General features: G+C 44.2%; 16 protein-coding genes. 2 read left to right on the top strand and 14 right to left on the bottom strand.

All coding sequences use genetic code 11. The features are described from left to right. Nucleotides 1-624: 624 nt before the first annotated feature. The 11 genes from QZ158_RS01460 to QZ158_RS01410 form a co-directional block, all read right to left on the bottom strand. The gene (locus QZ158_RS01460; RefSeq protein ID WP_293873646.1) at nucleotides 625-2,145 is read right to left on the bottom strand and encodes an ABC transporter permease/substrate-binding protein; all 1,521 of its coding nucleotides are present in this window, start codon (nucleotides 2,143-2,145) and stop codon (nucleotides 625-627) included. Beyond that, the gene (locus QZ158_RS01455) at nucleotides 2,138-2,866 is read right to left on the bottom strand and encodes an ABC transporter ATP-binding protein (RefSeq protein WP_293873644.1); all 729 of its coding nucleotides are present in this window, start codon (nucleotides 2,864-2,866) and stop codon (nucleotides 2,138-2,140) included. Before QZ158_RS01455 ends, QZ158_RS01460 begins: the two co-directional genes overlap by 8 nt. Then, nucleotides 2,859-3,713: an SDR family oxidoreductase gene (locus QZ158_RS01450; protein WP_293873641.1), complete on the bottom strand. Its 855-nt coding sequence runs from the start codon at nucleotides 3,711-3,713 to the stop codon at nucleotides 2,859-2,861. Before QZ158_RS01450 ends, QZ158_RS01455 begins: the two co-directional genes overlap by 8 nt. 18 nt (nucleotides 3,714-3,731) lie before the next feature. Further along, nucleotides 3,732-4,181: a MarR family transcriptional regulator gene (locus QZ158_RS01445; protein WP_293873638.1), complete on the bottom strand. Its 450-nt coding sequence runs from the start codon at nucleotides 4,179-4,181 to the stop codon at nucleotides 3,732-3,734. Between the two features lie 146 nt (nucleotides 4,182-4,327). Beyond that, on the bottom strand, nucleotides 4,328-5,476 hold the full coding sequence (locus tag QZ158_RS01440) for a DUF4767 domain-containing protein (protein ID WP_293873635.1): 1,149 nt from the start codon (nucleotides 5,474-5,476) through the stop codon (nucleotides 4,328-4,330). A 110-nt stretch (nucleotides 5,477-5,586) separates the two neighbouring features. Further along, the gene (locus tag QZ158_RS01435; RefSeq protein WP_293873632.1) at nucleotides 5,587-6,447 is read right to left on the bottom strand and encodes an alpha/beta hydrolase; all 861 of its coding nucleotides are present in this window, start codon (nucleotides 6,445-6,447) and stop codon (nucleotides 5,587-5,589) included. After that, on the bottom strand, nucleotides 6,434-7,726 hold the full coding sequence (locus QZ158_RS01430; RefSeq protein ID WP_293873629.1) for a PTS transporter subunit EIIC: 1,293 nt from the start codon (nucleotides 7,724-7,726) through the stop codon (nucleotides 6,434-6,436). The genes QZ158_RS01435 and QZ158_RS01430 overlap by 14 nt, the downstream gene beginning before the upstream one ends. 125 nt (nucleotides 7,727-7,851) lie before the next feature. Then, the gene (galE, locus tag QZ158_RS01425) at nucleotides 7,852-8,847 is read right to left on the bottom strand and encodes a UDP-glucose 4-epimerase GalE (RefSeq protein ID WP_293873626.1); all 996 of its coding nucleotides are present in this window, start codon (nucleotides 8,845-8,847) and stop codon (nucleotides 7,852-7,854) included. A gap of 64 nt (nucleotides 8,848-8,911) precedes the next feature. Beyond that, complete coding sequence (galT, locus tag QZ158_RS01420; protein WP_293873624.1) at nucleotides 8,912-10,384, bottom strand: UDP-glucose--hexose-1-phosphate uridylyltransferase; 1,473 nt, start codon at nucleotides 10,382-10,384, stop codon at nucleotides 8,912-8,914. Continuing rightward, nucleotides 10,381-11,040, bottom strand: coding sequence for an HAD family phosphatase (locus QZ158_RS01415; RefSeq protein ID WP_293873621.1), 660 nt, complete (start codon nucleotides 11,038-11,040; stop codon nucleotides 10,381-10,383). The genes galT and QZ158_RS01415 overlap by 4 nt, the downstream gene beginning before the upstream one ends. A gap of 11 nt (nucleotides 11,041-11,051) precedes the next feature. Further along, entirely contained in the window at nucleotides 11,052-12,218 is a 1,167-nt protein-coding gene (locus tag QZ158_RS01410) for a galactokinase (RefSeq protein ID WP_293873618.1), read from the bottom strand. Nucleotides 12,219-12,359: 141 nt separating this feature from the next. Between QZ158_RS01410 and QZ158_RS01405 the strand changes: the two genes are divergently transcribed. Further along, nucleotides 12,360-13,361, top strand: a complete 1,002-nt coding sequence (locus tag QZ158_RS01405) for a LacI family DNA-binding transcriptional regulator (RefSeq protein ID WP_293873615.1) — start codon at nucleotides 12,360-12,362, stop codon at nucleotides 13,359-13,361. A 29-nt stretch (nucleotides 13,362-13,390) separates the two neighbouring features. After that, nucleotides 13,391-14,332, top strand: a complete 942-nt coding sequence (gene birA, locus QZ158_RS01400) for a bifunctional biotin--[acetyl-CoA-carboxylase] ligase/biotin operon repressor BirA (protein WP_293873612.1) — start codon at nucleotides 13,391-13,393, stop codon at nucleotides 14,330-14,332. Between the two features lie 40 nt (nucleotides 14,333-14,372). On the opposite strand, the gene QZ158_RS01395 is transcribed toward birA, so the two are convergent. The 3 genes from QZ158_RS01395 to QZ158_RS01385 are packed head-to-tail and all read right to left on the bottom strand — an operon-like array spanning nucleotide 14,373 to nucleotide 16,797. Continuing rightward, nucleotides 14,373-14,585, bottom strand: a complete 213-nt coding sequence (locus QZ158_RS01395) for a DUF3272 family protein (protein WP_293873609.1) — start codon at nucleotides 14,583-14,585, stop codon at nucleotides 14,373-14,375. 38 nt (nucleotides 14,586-14,623) lie between these two features. Next, the gene (dnaX, locus tag QZ158_RS01390) at nucleotides 14,624-16,300 is read right to left on the bottom strand and encodes a DNA polymerase III subunit gamma/tau (RefSeq protein WP_293873606.1); all 1,677 of its coding nucleotides are present in this window, start codon (nucleotides 16,298-16,300) and stop codon (nucleotides 14,624-14,626) included. Continuing rightward, entirely contained in the window at nucleotides 16,300-16,797 is a 498-nt protein-coding gene (locus QZ158_RS01385) for a GAF domain-containing protein (RefSeq protein ID WP_006596554.1), read from the bottom strand. Before QZ158_RS01385 ends, dnaX begins: the two co-directional genes overlap by 1 nt. Between the last annotated feature and the right edge of the window lie 104 nt (nucleotides 16,798-16,901).

Genomic DNA, 16,901 nt, shown 5'->3' with positions numbered 1-16,901 from the left:
TGAATCGGTTCTGTTTTCATAATCTTCTCCTTTTGTTTTTAAAGAGCCGTGTCTGTTTAGACTTTCGGACGCAACGCTCTATAGATTTTTGATTTGAACTGCTTCTCCTTTCACAGATCCCTTAGTCGACATCAGGGATTCTCTTGAAAAAGATTGTTCAACAGTTCACAACCAATCATACGCCTATTTTCATAGAAGTCAAGATTTTTCTGAAATTTTCCTAAAAACGTTCGGGAATTAAAAAATAGATCAAACATCCCTGAAGACTTCAGAAAATCAATTGGAGATAACTGCTATAAAAAACAAACACCATTTCTGATATTTGTTGAGACTGTAGACAAACTGTTCTTTTATATAAATCTAATAACTTCTTTAAAGATGAAATAATATTATTTATTAGATTTATTCGACCATCTTCAGAAACTTTCCTCTGTGAGAAAAGTGCTAGAAACAATAGTGTTTCTAGCACTCGGAATTATTGAGACCTTAGGCTCAATAATTAGCCATGGAACTTCTTCGAAGTTCGCTGACGTCCACACTCACCTAAGGAAAGTTATTTTGAGTATTTTATCTTCAATCTGAAACAACTTAAATAAAGTGACTTATTTCAATTTAAAATTCGGATTATTTTTTGATAAACCCTTCTTTCACCAGAAAGTCACGTGCTACTTGATTAGCTGACTTGCCTTCTACTCCGACTTGGTAGTTCATCTGACTCATCTGTTTCTCTGTGATTTTACCAGCCAACTTATTCAGAATGCCTTCTAATTCAGGGTGTTTCTTAAGAAGGGCTTCTTTCATGAGGGGCGCCCCTTGATAAGGTGGGAAGAGTTGCTTGTCATCTTCAAGGACCACCAGGTCATAGCGAGCCAGCTCGGCATCTGTTGAGTAGGCATCTGTTATCTGGATATCGCCAGACTGGATAGCTTGGTAGCGAAGGGCTGGTTCCATGGTGGAGACTTGTAGATTAAGACCATAGACCTTCTGCAGGCCCTTGTTTCCGTCTTCTCGGTCGTTAAACTCCAAAGTAAAGCCTGCCTTGAGTTGCCCTTCCACCTTTTTCAAATCTGAAATGGTCTTAAGGCCATACTCCTGGGCAATCTTCCTAGGCACTGCGACAGCATAGGTATTCTGATAAGCCATGGGTTTGAGCAAGGCTAGGTCGTCTTGTTGCTTGATCCCATCTCGGGCAGCTTGATAGACTGCTCCTGGATCATGACCGACTTGTGGCGCCGGCTTGAGGAGACTTTCGGTCACGGTCCCTGTAAACTCTGGATAAATTGCGATATCTCCTTTTTTCAGGGCTTCATAGAGGAAGGTGGTCTTACCAAAATTCGGCTTGACGGTCACTGTCATATCCGTATTTTCCTCGATCAAGATCTTGTACATGTTAGCTAGAATTTCGGGTTCTGGTCCTAACTTCCCAGCAATGACCAGGTTTTCTTTTTCTGGTTTTGGAAGAAGACTTGGCGTATAAGAAGCTCCTAATCCAAGGACCATGACAGCAAAGGCCGCAAAGATGGTCCGCAATTTGGCCTTTTCCATCCATTTGAGAAGAAGGTTAAAGGCGATGGCCAAGAAGGCAGAAGATAGGGCACCGATCAAAATCAGACTGGCATTATTGCGGTCAATCCCTAGAAGGATAAAGGAACCGAGTCCCCCAGCTCCAATCAAGGCAGCTAGAGTAGCCGTCCCGATAATCATCACAGCTGCTGTCCGAATTCCAGACATGATAACAGGCATAGCCAAGGGAATCTCGAACTTCTTGAGTCGTTCCCACTTGGTCATCCCAAAGGCTACCCCTGCTTCTTCTAGACTTGGTTCAATCCCTTGCAAACCTGTGATGGTATTTTGAAGGATGGGGAAAATGGCGTAGATGACGAGAGCTGTCAAGGCCGGAAGCGTCCCAATGCCCATAATGGGAATGAAGAGGCCGAGAAGAGCCATGGAAGGAATGGTCTGGAAGATCCCAGCTACCTGTAAAACCCAGTTGCTGGCTCTCTTACGTGTACTTAAATAAACAGCTAGTGGGACAGCCAGAAAAACAGCAAGGAGCAAGGTCAGTAATGACAGTTGCAAATGTTGACCCAGTGCAGTGAGCCAGTCCCCAAAGCGTTCTTGAAAGGTTGCAAGTAGTTTAGACATGGTGAGCACCTCCAAATAAATCTGCGACAAAGTCGTTGGCTGGCTGGGCTAGGATGGTTTTAGAATCCGCCACCTGCACAATCTCTCCTTCTTGCAGTACTGCAATCCGGTCGCCTAATTTTAAGGCCTCGTCTGTGTCATGCGTCACAAAGATGGTGGTCATACCAAACTCTTTGTGCAATTTTTTAGTCAGAGCCTGCAACTGCTTACGGGAAATGGCATCCAAAGCTGAAAAGGGCTCATCCATCAGCAAGATTTTTGGTTCCCCAATGATGGCCCGCACAATGCCAATCCGCTGTTGCTCCCCACCCGATAACTCGCTTGGTAAACGATGGGCATAGTCTGCAGCAGGCAGGCCAACCTTGTTCAAGAGTTCTTCGGTTTTAGAGGCAATTTTCTCCTTGCTCCAGCCCTTCATCTCAGGAATGAGAGCAATATTTTCAGCAACTGTCAAGTTAGGAAATAGGGCAATGGCTTGAAGGACATAGCCGGTACTGAGACGTAACTCCCGTTCATCATAGTCCTTGATCCGTTTCCCATCCATATAGATATTTCCATCTGTCGGCTCCAAGAGACGGTTGACCATCTTGAGCATGGTGGTCTTTCCAGATCCTGAAGGACCCACTAGTACCATAAATTCTCCATTTTCAATTCGGAGATTGACATCTTTTAAAATATTTTTATCCGTGTAGCGCAAGGCTACATGTTTGTATTCAATCATGTTCTTCCTCAATAAATTTTCTATCTCTAAGAATATCCAATAGACTACTTGCTGGATGCCCTAGGACTTTTTCGACATCTGTTGAAACCCCAGCCTGTTCGCCAGCTTTAATCGCTGTATAAGTACTGACCCAGGCATCGTACTCCCAGTTTTGTGCTGGCCATTTTTTCCGTGACTTATAGGCTTCTTCTACTGATTCATCTACATACGTGATGGTCTTACCGCTCTCTTTTGAGAGGAGCGCTACGATTTCTTCCATGGAAAGATCCTCTGGCCCTGTCAGATTCAAGGTTTGATTTTCCCACTCCTTAGGATTTAAAAGAATCTCTGCTGCAACCCTAGATGTGTCCTTACGGGCAACAGCTGACACAAGACCACTTCCTGCTGGACCACGAATTTCTCCATTTTCAAGCGCAATATCAATCAAGAAGTCCAAGTAAAAATTATCTCTCAAAAAAGTGTAGGTGAACCCTAACTCCTTGATATAGGCTTCCGTCTGGGCATGATCTCGAGACAAAGTGAACGTTGCCTTCTCATCTGCCCCATAAAAAGAGGTATAAACAATATGCTGCACCCCTGCTAGTTTTGCAGCATCTAAAAACTCCTTGTGCTCCTTGACACGCTCTGGATTTTCCCGAGCAGATACCATGAACAAGATATCGATACCCTTCAAGGCCTCAACCACCTCTGGAGTATTAGCATACACTATTTTACGGATTTCCGCAGACGCGTAAACTTTTGCACGCTCTGGGCTTTTTGCTAGATGGACTGAAGCGATTCCTTTTTTATCAACAAGATCAGCCACATAGGAACCTAATTTCCCTGTTACACCTGTTATTCCAATCATAACTGTTACTTCCTTTCCCTAGATGTCATTCTCTTTAGCTTTTAGATTTGAGATAATACGCTCTTGATAAGCTTCAAATTCCTGGATTTCTTGATCAGAAAATCCTTGATAAAAAATCTCTCCAAGTTCGTTTCTGACACGGTCTCCAATCTCTTTTTGTGCCCAACCGAGGTCTGTCAAAGAGATATATTTTTTCCTTTTATCCTGGGTACAAGGTTGAATCGTGACCAAGCCTTGTTCTTCCAATTTCTTAACCATACTGGTCAATGTATTATTGGCTAGACCCGTTGCAAGAGCGATATCGGTCGCAGTAGCGCACCCCAACTCTTGCTTCCACAAAATCGTTAAAATTTTTCCCTGTTCACTTCTGTATTGAGCATCTGGTTCCTTGCTCAAGAGTTTTTGAAAGATACGCCCGTTTAACAAACGAATCTGTAGAGCTTGATAGCCCCCTAACCCCTTGTTCATTTCAACTCCTTATTCTTCTATATCGAACTTTTTGAACTATTGTAACACTCTGTATTACATCTGTCAACTATTTCGATATCGAAATATTATTTTTTTTTTTTTTAAAAAAAAGAGTTTGGCCAAGACCAAACTCTGGATAATAAAAATTACTCTTCTTCCACTAAGCGTTTGAACTCTGCCTGGAGTTCAGCATTTTCTGTCGGTTTAAGATACATTTGTCCTCCATTAGTTGTATCTGAATGAAAGACGATCGGTTCTCCCGTATTGGTGATAGCGAAAAAATAACTATGAACATCTGGAAATTTATCCCAATTACTGTAGCGTTCTACAATTCGATATTGAGCATTTCCTAGACCTGTATCCGTATACTCGGCATTCATTTTCTCACTTGGTCCATCATCCCTAAGTGTATAGAGGTGGTCAGCCCCAACGTCTCCTCCTGCGATTCCCTTTTGATAATTGGGTTGTCCTAGTCTTCCCCCCCAGTCCTTTATAAAAGCTTCCAGTTTCGCTGATTTGTTAGCGTTCCAAGGAGCTTTCAATTGTGTTTCTGATTTAGTTGAACGACTTGGAACTTCAAATTCCTGCCAATCGAGGCCTCTTAAGTCAATTTGATCCGATGCATTTTTTCCAAAATCAGCAGCAATATCATTTGCTTGTATTTGAATCTCTTTTTCTTGGAGTATAGTCGCTTGCACTTGCTTAGCATTAAGCTGATAAAGAGTCCCATAACCTTGCCCCGTTCCCGAGGACCAGCTAAGCTCTAGAACTTCTCCTCCTTTATAGACAAGCGCAGCATTTCTTGCTCCACCATGACCTGCCACGAACCCTTCTGCTAAAAGGACTGGTTTCCCAGCTTGCAAATAGTAAAGACCGGTTAAGAAATATTTGCCACTCACATTTAGGTCTGCAATCAGCAGTTCCTCTATCCCATCATTATTCAAATCCGCAAAGGCATAGCGCATTTCATCTGCTTGGTTGACCGCATTCTCAACTGCCCAACTATTGATTGGACGCTCAGTTGCTTGTAAACTTTGATAGAGACTTGCGATACTTGCTGTATCCTTTGGCGAGGTCAAAATCTTTTGATAATCCTCAAATATGGGCTGGTACAACTTCTTGTAATCCTTTTTCACCTCTTTTTTAGTAACTTTTTTACCGGAAGATGATATCGACGATGTTTCCGAGCTGTTATTCAACTGACTAGAATGTCGGGGAGTCCGTTTGCTACAACCAACCGTAATAAGTCCTGCTAGTAGAAGAATGAATGCTCCTAATTTCTCTTTTCGTTTCATAAGTTTCTCCTTTTGTATCATCCCTGATAGCTGTACTTTTCTCTTTATATTATACCATAAAAGAAGGCTACACCTAATAATTTGTGTAAAACCTTCTTAGTATATATGATTTAATTCGGATTTTTCTGCTCCTGCCGATTTTGATGATCCTGACTTTCAATGTGTTGCTTGATCAAGGCGACCACTTCATCATTGGTCGGAAGGTCTGAGTGTTGCGCATCCTCTCCTGTCACCGTGATCTCTGTATAACTTGCTGCTTGATTTTGATAGATATACTTACCAGCCGATACACTAGCATCCGGAACCAACTCATCCGAGTCATAGGTAATGGTACCAGCTACCGAATACATATGAAGGGTTGTCGGGATAGCTTCTCTGTTCTTAATAAAGTCCGCCAACATCTCTGATTTATTCTTGATGTTGGTCTCGGTAAAGTTATAAGGGGTCCCAATGGTCATGAGGGTCTTGAGATCCACGTCATAATCCCCTAGATAATTTTCAATAAAGGCTGTATAAATCAAGCCTCCATTGGAGTGGGCCAGTCCCTTAAAGTTGTTAAAGTTGTATTTCGATTGTAGGGCTTCAAATGCTTGGTTGACCATCTTAGCTTGCTTTTTAATATTGCTGTAACCATCCTTGTTGTTTTCAAAACCAATGACGATAATCGGTTCATTGTCTTTGGCATCAATACTTCCATTATAAGTAATGGTACCATCATTCCAGACCTTGACCTTGAGCAGGCTGTGTTTGGTTCCTTGCCGGTCTTGATTGAGCTTAGTCACCAAGCCATCAAAGCGGTTCTCTGTCGCAGAGCTTCCCGGGATCATGATAATTGGCGATAGTTTTGAATTATAGAACTTTTCGATTTTCTGGACATTTTTTCGAGTCCAGCTATAAGAAGGCACAGCCAAGCCAATCAAGAAAAGGCAGACCAAGGTGAAGACCAGCGCTGTTTTTTTAGAGATTTTCATGGCTTCCTCCTTCTTCTAGCAAATCTTTCCGAACTTTGTTGCCCATACGGACAAAGGGAATATAAAGGGCCACGTCTAGGGCAAAGCAGAGGAGACTCACAGCTAAAGCTCTCAGGCTTCCTCCCGTCCCAATAAAAGCATAAAGGATGCCTGGTGTCCCATCTGGCACTGGATAGACAGCTGCTGGCATCAGTTTGAAGCACAAAGCCAGAGCTGCAATTCCCATATTGACCAAGGGGATCAATAAGAAGGGAATCACATATAGCAGGTTGAGGAGGACCGGGATTCCTACCATAAAAGGAGCGCCATTGTTAAAGAGGCTTGGAAAGATACTAAGGAAACTAACTTTCTTGTCCTTTTGACTTCGTGAAACCAGTAAGATCGCAACCAAAAGTGCCAGGACTGCACCAACTCCTGCCACCATACCATAACTGCGGTACAAATTGGTCAAGGTGTAGAGATAAGGAATGCCAGTCGTCGTATGATTGGTGACGGCATAAGTCAGATTTTCCAAGGCAAAACTATCATCCGCTATCGAGTTCAAGGCAAAAACCTGACTGTTTCCTACCCAACCCGATAAGCCATTCAAGAGTCCCATGACAAAAGTGGATAGGAGGTGATGACTGGTCACGGTCAGTGAACTGAAAAACTGACCGATGGTCTGAAAGACACGGTACTGATTGCCCAGGACTAAGAGGCCATTTAAACTGACTCCTAAGAGCAGAGACAAGAAAATCGGACGTACAGTCTTGGGTTGATAAATAAAGTCTTTATTGACGATTTGGTCGTCACTGGCTTTGGACAGACGAAAAATCTGGCCAATTAGGTAACCTAAAAAAATCGCCAGGAAAATATTGGTCGTCGCAGGTAGATTGATGTGAGATAGTTGCCCATCCCGAAGAGGCCCCATCAATAATCCCTGTGAGCTAACAAGAAAACTAACCATAAGAGCTGTCACACCAGCCGTCCCTGTACTTCTCCCATAATGTCCAGCTGTATATTTTCCTGCAAAATAGGTTGCTAAAGGTCCAGCCAAACCGCTTGTAAAATTAGAAAGATTGGACAAGACTTGACCCGTGACCTGAAACCCTGGGAACCAGTCCGAAACAGAAAAGAGCATATTTATATAGCCTCTATCTGAAAAGAAGGACTGGGAAATCACGCGAACAATTGCTGAGAAAAGTAAAAATGGAAAGAGAGATACCAAGGTCTTCTGGGTGATTTGTACAAATCCACGCTCTCGAAACCAGAGAAATTTTTGCACCAAATATTTTATCATTGTCGCTCCTACTATCCTTGTTGACCCGTTAGGTGCCATTACTCGTGCACACCCTTCTGTTTTCTTCATTATAGCATATTCCCTCACACAAAAACTCAAGCCAACTGACTTGAGTTTTCTTCTTATCAATCATTGTAGCCATCTGGGTGGCTGGAATGCCAAGCCCAGGCGGTTTGGATGATGGTTTCGATATTGTCAAATTTTGGTTGCCAGCCAAGGATGGCACGAGCCTTCTCAGAGGATGCGATCAGGGTATCTGGATCTCCTGGTCTACGATCTGCGATCTCAAGAGGGATCGGATGTCCCGTCACCTTGCGGGCTACTTCAACGATTTGAAGATTAGAGAATCCGGTCGACGAGCCCAGATTAAAGGCGGTCGATTCATTCCCCTTGCGGAGATACTCCACCGCTAAAAGATGGGCATCTGCCAAGTCAAATGGATGGACATAGTCCCGAACATTAGTGCCATCTGGTGTCTGGTAGTCATCCCCAAAAATAGCGATCTTTTCGCGTTTTCCTTGGGCCACTTGTAAGACGATCGGTAAGAGATGGGTCTCTGGTCCATGGTCTTCCCCAATAGATCCGTCAGGCTTAGCACCTGCTACATTAAAGTAACGAAGGGGCACATACTTGATGCCGTAGGCTTGATCAGCCCAACGCATGATGGTTTCCATCATGAGCTTGCTTTCGCCATAAGGATTAATCGGTTTTTGCGGAGTGGTTTCAAGAATCGGAATTTCTTCTGGAATGCCGTAGGTGGCAGCAGTTGAAGAAAAGACGATGTAGTGCACCCCACATTCATGCATGACTTCCAAGAGCTTGACCATGCCTGCTGTATTGTTGTCAAAATATTTCAATGGATCTGCCATGGATTCAGCAACCAGTGAGTAGGCCGCAAAGTGGATGACCGCATCGATATCGTCATGTTCCTTAAACACAGTGCGCATAAAGTCTTGATCCGCCAGGTCTCCTTGGTAAAAGACGGCATCTGGATGCACCGCTGCACGGTGGCCCGTGACCAGACTATCGACCACGACGACTTTTTCCTGTCCTTCATTGACCAAACGGTCCACCATGTGGGAACCGATATAGCCAGCTCCTCCGAGTACGAGTATTGCCATTTATTTTCCTTTCGCTTCATTGTCTTCTCTCTTATTGTACCAAATTTCTGCCTCTTCTCCACACTTAAAGTGTCGCAACAAAGCGTCTAAAGGCTGTCTGGCCTTCTGCTGTTCGCTTGTAGACACCAGCATCTTCCAGCACCCGCGCAAAGATTTGACCGACTGATTTACGGACAAGGGCTTCTGCCCCTGCTTCATCTGTGAGGGATGGGTGAGTGGCTTTCAAATCATCTGCCCAAGTCTGGTGGTAGGTCGCTACCGTGCTCTCACGTCCAAGTAGATAGTCTTGGACCTGCTTGAGTTCTTCCTTAAGACGAGGTGGCAAAATCGCTAGCCCCATGACTTCGATCAGGCCGATATTTTCTTTTTTTATGTGTTGCACATCTGCATGCGGGTGATAGATACCATCTGGATGCTCTGGTGAGGTTTGGTTGTCACGGAGCACCAAGTCCAGTTCATAATGCCCATCACGAATCCGTGCAATGGGGGTAATGGTATGGTGGGGCTGACCGTCGGATACCGCTAAAACTTGAACGGCTGGATCAGAGTAGCCTCGCCAGGCTGTTAGGATATGGTCTGCCAGGGCAATCAATTGCGCCTTGTCGTCCGATTGCAAGCGGAGAACCGACATGGGCCAGTTGACAATTCCTACCGATACAGCCTCAAAGCCCTCAACGCTAAAGCTTTCCTCCACAGGAGCTAGCTCCATAGGGAAGGTGTGGCGTCCGCCTTGATAATGATCATGAGTCAGGATGGATCCCCCTACAATGGGCAGGTCTGCATTGGACCCTGCAAAATAGCCTGGAAAAGTCTCGACAATGGTCAAGAGTCGCTCAAAGGTCTTGCGACTAATGGCCATGGGAACATGCTGGCTATCGAGGAAAATGCAGTGTTCATTGAAGTAGGCATAAGGGGAATACTGGAAACCCCAATCATGACCGTCCATGTCAAAGCGAATAATCCGATGATTGGCCCGAGCTGGATGGTCTAGGCGACCTTGATAGCCTTCATTTTCAACGCACAATTGGCAGGCTGGATAGTGACTGGCTTTGGCAAGCTTGGCCGCTGCAATGTCTTTAGGATCTTTTTCAGGTTTTGACAGATTGATGGTGATTTCAAGAGAGCCATAGGGAGTCTCTGCTTCAAAAGCTATATTCTGCGCAATCGCTTTGACCTTGATGTAATCATTGAGCTTAGAGAGAGCATAGAAATCCGCAATCGCATCTTCTTTAGACTGACGGTAGGTCTCCCAGAAACGATGGTTGACCTGACTAGGGCTAGGTGTGATCCAATCCATCAACTCTGCACCCAAGCTGTCCTTCGCGGTCATGCTATCTTGAATCATATTATTCGCAACCGCAATCTCCACCAGCTGATCTTTGAGCGCAATCAAGTCCTCTTTTTGAGCTGGTCCATCTAGCCCCTCTTCTCCAACGCGACTCATGACGCGATTTTTTAGATAAATACGATCCATCTCTTCGTAGTCACTGGCCTTAATGACGGCTGTGACAAATGCATCCAAAATTCCCTGATTCATTGATTCTCCTTCTTACTTTTTAAATAGTCTCTGACACAATCTAAATCCTGGAAAACTTGTTCTGCTTTAGTTAAGAAAGACTGTGCTGGTACTTTTAAATCTGGAACACAAATAACTGGAATCCCAGCTCTATAGGCTGCTTCAATCCCTGCTTCACTATCCTCTAGTACTAAGCAATTCTCTGGCAAAGCATTCAAATCACTACAAGCCTTTAAAAATATATCTGGGTAAGGTTTACTTCGCTGGACATCTTTTGCAAAAACTAGATGGTCAAATAAGGACAGTATCCCATTGCTATCCAAGATTATTCTAGCCCGAGATTCAATACTTGAAGTTGCTAGGGCGATTGGAATACCTTCTCTTTTCAAAAAACTAAGCAAATTCTTAGCACCTTTTTTTAAATTGACACCTTGAGCTAAGATTTGAGCTTCCAGCTCATAAACTCTATCCAAGGTTTGGTCAAAGTTCCAGGGTAAATCATAGGTATCCAAAAATCGTTGAACATTCTCCTCTTCCCTATGTCCACTGTAGTCTCTAGAGTAGGTTTCTTCTGTGAAAGGAATTCCAAAATCTCCAAGCAATTCTTGATAAACTTTTAGAGAAATGATTTCCGTATCAGCTAATAAGCCATCTAAATCAAATATTACAGCTTCCATTTACCTCTCTCCTAATCTAAAACGTGACTGCCCCCTGCTACTTCAGCAATATAAAAGCTTGGAGTATAGCCAACGACTTCTTCATAACGGTTGCCGACAGCTTCTTCAAATGCTTCAACTTTATCTTTATTTACAAGGGCAATGGCACAACCACCAAAGCCTGCTCCTGTCATACGAGCGCCCAAGACACCTTCTTGTTCCCAAGCTGTATGCACCAAGGTGTCCAATTCAAGTCCAGTTACCTCATAATCGTGTTCTAAGGATACGTGGGAAGCATTCATGAAACGGCCAAAAGCTTCCAAATTTCCTTCTTCCAGAGCCTTACGAGCTTGGAGTGTCCGTTGGTTTTCGAGGACAGCATGGCGAGCTCGTTTGATGCGATTTTCATCCTTGATCAAGTAGCTATAGGTATCAAAATCCCAGACATCCAATTCACCCAAGGTTTGGATGTCTAGTTTGCCTTGCAATTCTGAGACAGCTGTTTCACATTCCGCACGGCGTTCATTGTATTTTGAATCAATCAATTCTCGACGTTTGTTGGTATTCATAATCACGACGACATTGTCTTTCAAATCAAGGGGCACCAAATCATATTCCAAGGTGTTGGTATCCAGATAAATGGCCCGTTGGTCAGCTCCCATGCCGATCGCGAACTGGTCCATGATGCCAGAGTTGACCCCGATAAAGTGGTTTTCTGTTTGTTTTCCAATTTTAACCAAGTCCACCCGATCCACTGTCAAACCGTAGATCCTTTCTGCAATGACTCCCGTCAGCATCTCTAGTGAGGCTGAAGAAGAGAGACCAGATCCATTTGGAATATTCCCGTAGACATAGACATCCATCCCCACATCAATGGTGTGACCAGCTTCTTGCAAGAAATGAAGAACGCCTTTTGGATAGTTGGTCCAGTTGTGCTCCTCTTCAAACTGAAGGTTTTCAAGAGGAACTTCAATGATGCCCTTGTCTTCAAAGTTAGCAGAGAAGAAACGAAGAAGCTTATCCTCGCGTTTGCGAGCTGCTCCGTAGGTACCAAGGGTGATAGCTGCAGGGAAGACATGACCCCCGTTATAGTCTGTGTGCTCACCAATCAGATTGATCCGACCTGGTGAGAAAAAAGTATGATCCGCTTCTGCTCCAAAGACTGTTTGAAAAGCGTTCCGAAGTTCTTGAGTATTCATTGAGATTACCTCACTTATATAGTTATTTATCTTTAGTGTAACCCTTTTCATCAAGCAAATCAATTAATTTACTAAAATTTTAGTAAAATACACTAACCAGGCCAAAGCTATGATATACTAGAAGACAGAAGGAGAAAACTTATGGCTACATTAAAGGATATTGCCAGTCTCGCTAACGTATCCATCGCCACTGTTTCACGTGTGCTGAATCAAGATACTAGTCTTTCTGTAACGGAGGAAACCCGCCACAGAATTTTGACCGTTGCTGACGAACTAGGCTACACCAGACATCAGAAAAGTGGGAACTTTAAGAAAGAAAAACAACAAATTGTCATCATCCAATGGAAAAGTGAAGAGGGAGAGCTGGACGACCTTTACTACTACAACATCCGTTTAGGCATTGAAAAAAGAGCACAGGATCTCGATTATGGCATCCTACGCTATTTCAATGATATTCCCTTTCGATTGGGGGAGGAAGTTGTTGGGGTCATTTGTATTGGAAAGTTTAGTAGAATTCAGATTGTCGAGCTAGAAAAGCTAGCCAAGCCTCTGGTTTTTGTCGATAGTAACACTCTTAACCAAGGACATCCTTGTGTCACGACTGAATTTGAAAATGCTGTACAGACTGCTCTTCACTATTTACGAAAACAAGGGTGTACAACGATCGGTCTTCTAACCGGTGAGGAAAAAACGACTGACCTACTGGAAAGTATTCCCGATCCTCGGCGCAGAGCTTATCGTAACCACTGTATCGAAAGAAACATTTATCACCCTGAACTCATCCTCACAGGTAGTTTTACAGCTCAATCAGGCTATGACCTCATTTCCGCTAAGCTTCAGTCTGGCTCACCCTTACCAGATGCCTATTTTGCTGCCAGTGATAGTTTGGCCATTGGGGCTCTCCGCGCCTTTCAAGAAGCCGGCATCAAGGTCCCTGATGACATCCAACTCATCTCCTTTAATGATACCAGTTTAGCCAAGCAAGTCTTTCCTCCCCTCTCGACCATCACTGTTTTTACAGAAGAAATGGGACGCACCGCTATGGACGTCCTCAATAAACAAGTCCTAGCTCCGAGAGAAATACCGACCCTCACCATGCTAGGAACCAAACTCACCTTAAGAGAAAGTACCAAGAATGGATGATCTTCCATCCTTTTCGAAAATAAGAAACTATGAAAACACACGAAATTTTATACCAAACTTTGGCCCAAGCCCAGGATTATGTCAACGGCGAGCAACTAGCCCAGGAAATGGGCCTGTCTCGCACCTCTATCTGGAAGGCCATCCAGCGTCTAGAAAAAGAAGGCATCGAGATTGAGTCTGTTAAAAATCGAGGCTACAAGATCCTTTCTGGAGACCTCCTAATCCCCCAAGTCATCGAAGACCTTTGTCCATTGACAGTCTCCTATAATCCCCAGTGCCAATCCACCCAGTTAGATGCTAAGAATTCCATGGAAGCGGGTGGCCAATCTGCTACTCTGTATCTAGCTCCTTTTCAAACAGCTGGTAAGGGGCGTTTTGGGCGCGACTACTTCTGTCCTTCTCAAGGGGGAATCTACATGTCTCTCCACCTCAAGCCCAACCTCCCTTTCGATCAAGCACCTGCCTATACCCTCATGGTCGCAGCTGCTATCTATAAGGCTCTAAAATATCTAGCCTTACTGGATGTCGATATCAAGTGGGTCAATGACATCTACTACAAGGGGAAAAAAGTTGGAGGCATTCTGACTGAAGCCATCAGCTCTATCGAAACAGGCCTCATCACAGATGTCATTATTGGTGTGGGGCTCAATTTTTCCATAACTGATTTTCCAAAGGAACTGAAGGAAAAGGCAGGATCTCTCTTTGGCTCTCAGCCTCCCATTAGCCGCAATGAACTGATTGTTGAGATTTGGAAGGAATTTTTCACCACTCCAGAAGAGGAGCTTATCTACCTCTACAAGCAACGTTCACTGGTCCTAGGTAAGGAAGTCCGCTTCGAACAAAATAAAACCAGCTACCAAGGTCTGGCCAAGGATATCTCAGATAGTGGACAACTACTAGTCCAACTGGAGGACGGCCAAGAACGCTGGCTCAACAGTGGCGAAATTTCCCTCAAACAGTGGGACCTGTAAAACAGACCAACAGCTCAAAAAAATAAGCACCGTCGGGTGCTTATTTTTTATACTTATCTCGTTTTTTCTGATTGAGCTGTTGATCGATACTTTCGACCAATTTCCCTAAGATATAGCTGACTTGCAAATTTCTCAGGATCAAGAGAGTCCAGAAGATAGCTGCCAGATAGCTTTCTCTCATCACTGCATCATTGAAAAAATAGGTCTCAAAGGCTGTAAAGATAGCCATAGTCCAAAATTGACGTTTATTCATATTGTTATTCTACCACGATTTTCTGAAAAAAGCATAGGCTAGTCTTCTTGAATCGTAATTTTCTCAGAGAGAAAATCAAAACCTTCCGGAATGACAGACTCTTCTGCCACCTCGACTTCATCCTTGTGACCACGCGCTTTCTTCGAGAATTCCGCCCGGACCTGGGTCCACTCCTCCATGGAAATGGCCAAAATTTCAGGTGAGAATCCGGCTGCATTGCTTAAAATATTGCCAAACATGGTATTGAGGTTATCTCGCTTCATGGTCTGTTCGGCATTAAAGGCAGACTCAAAAGCTAGGATTGCATGGCGTTCATTGGCCGCAACCGGTTGAGAACCAACCAGCAAGGCCTTATCCGCCCCTGCTAGGCTTTCAATGATTTCCCCCCAGGCATTTTGCAGGCGGATGAGATTGTTACGAGCCAAATCTGGATTTTCAACCGCTTCTTGTAAGATGGCTTGAACCTTATTGCGGTCTACCCGATAGCCCTTGCTGGACTTTTGAGGACGGGCTGGAGCTGACTTAGCTATAGGAGCCCCGCTCCCTACTTGAGCTAATTGACTTTTCAGTAACTCCACTTCTCTTTTGAGTTGGTCCATTTGTGCAAAGAAATCTGCTGGAAGAGCCACTTGACTAGCTGAAGAACTTTCACCCTTGTATTCTGCCAAGCGAATGGTCATCATCTCTGTATAGATCTTAGGCTGTAGGCTGTTTTTGATATCTGCTAAGCTCCTTGTCGCAAGATCAATCCAAGCAAAGAGGGTGGCTTGCGGAATGGCTAGGTTCTGGTTAAATCGTTCACTGACATGGAGATTTTCCCCACCTGTCTGAACGATCAGGAGATCCCGTAAATACTGCAAGAGATCTGTCACAAAGCGGGCCATGTTTTTCCCATTATCAAAGATGAGGTTTAACTGGTCCAAGGCAGCTGTTGCATCTTGTGCTGCCAAGGCTGCAACATAGAGGTCTAAAGCTTCTTGACTGATGGAGCCTGTGATTTCTTCTGCCGTCTCAGTGGTCAATTGGGCACCAGCTGTCAGGCTGAGTGCCTGATCCAAGATGGACAAGGCATCCCGCATCCCACCTTCTGCCCGACGGGCAATAATGGCTACAGCTTCTTCTTCGTAATCAATGCCTTCTTTATCCAAAACAGCTTCTAGGTGGTCTTGAATGGCTGGCGTCTTGATTGATTTGAACTCAAAGCGTTGAACCCGTGAAAGGATGGTTGCTGGAATCTTATGCAATTCCGTTGTTGCTAAAATAAAGACAACATTTTCTGTCGGTTCTTCCAAGGTCTTGAGAAGTGCGTTAAAGGCTCCCGTCGAGAGCATGTGGACCTCGTCAATGATATAGACCTTATGAGGAGCCAAGCTAGGCGCATAGGTCGATTTATCACGGATATCGCGGATCTCATCCACCCCATTATTAGAGGCAGCGTCAATCTCAATGACATCCTCTAAACTGCCATTGGTAATGGCTTCACAGATATAACATTCGTTACAAGGCTCTCCCTCTTTTTGATTGGGGCAGTTCATGGCCTTGGCAAAGATTTTTGCCACACTGGTCTTCCCCGTCCCACGAGGTCCAGAAAAGAGATAGGCATGGCTAATTTTCCCCTGCTCGACAGCTTGTCGAAGGGTCGTCGCAATAACCTCCTGCCCTACAAGTTGGCCAAAGGTCTGGCTACGGTATTTACGATAGAGGGCTTGATACATTAGTCTACTACTCCAAACATCCTAAAATTCCAATTTGTTTTTTCAAGCAAGATAGCTACAAAACGTTCCAAATAAAGGCGATCTAGATCATCATAATCTCCCACTCGGTCCGAATCTAGATCCAACACTCCCAGCAACTGGTCTTTCAAGACCATGGGAACCACAATCTCACTCATGGCGCGACTGTCACAAGAGATATAATTGGCATGCTGGGTCACATCCTCAATTACCAGCGTCTCTCTTTTCTCTGCTGCTTCTCCACAGACGCCTTTTCCTAAGGCAATGTGGACACAGGAAACCTGACCTTGAAAGGGGCCTAAAATCAGCTCTTTTTGATCATAAAGATAAAAACCTGCAAAGACCGAATGTGGTAGGGCTTGATTGAGCAAAGCACTGGCATTGGATAAATTGGCCAAGGCATTGCTTTCACCCTCTAAAAGAGCTTCTAACTGGGCTAGTAAGAGTTGGTAACGTGATTCTTTTTCCTGTATATTCATAACCTTTATTATACCAAACTTTGGCTAGAAAATTAAGTATTTACAACGGAGCAACCTTTGATAACAACCCAACTTGCCATCAGAAGTATCAAGCAAATGTTCTC

Origin of the sequence: Streptococcus sp. A12 (assembly GCF_905372335.1) — a bacterium.
Classification (GTDB): domain Bacteria; phylum Bacillota; class Bacilli; order Lactobacillales; family Streptococcaceae; genus Streptococcus.
Note: the sequence above shows the minus strand (reverse complement) of the source record. Positions and strands in the feature narration are given on the sequence as shown.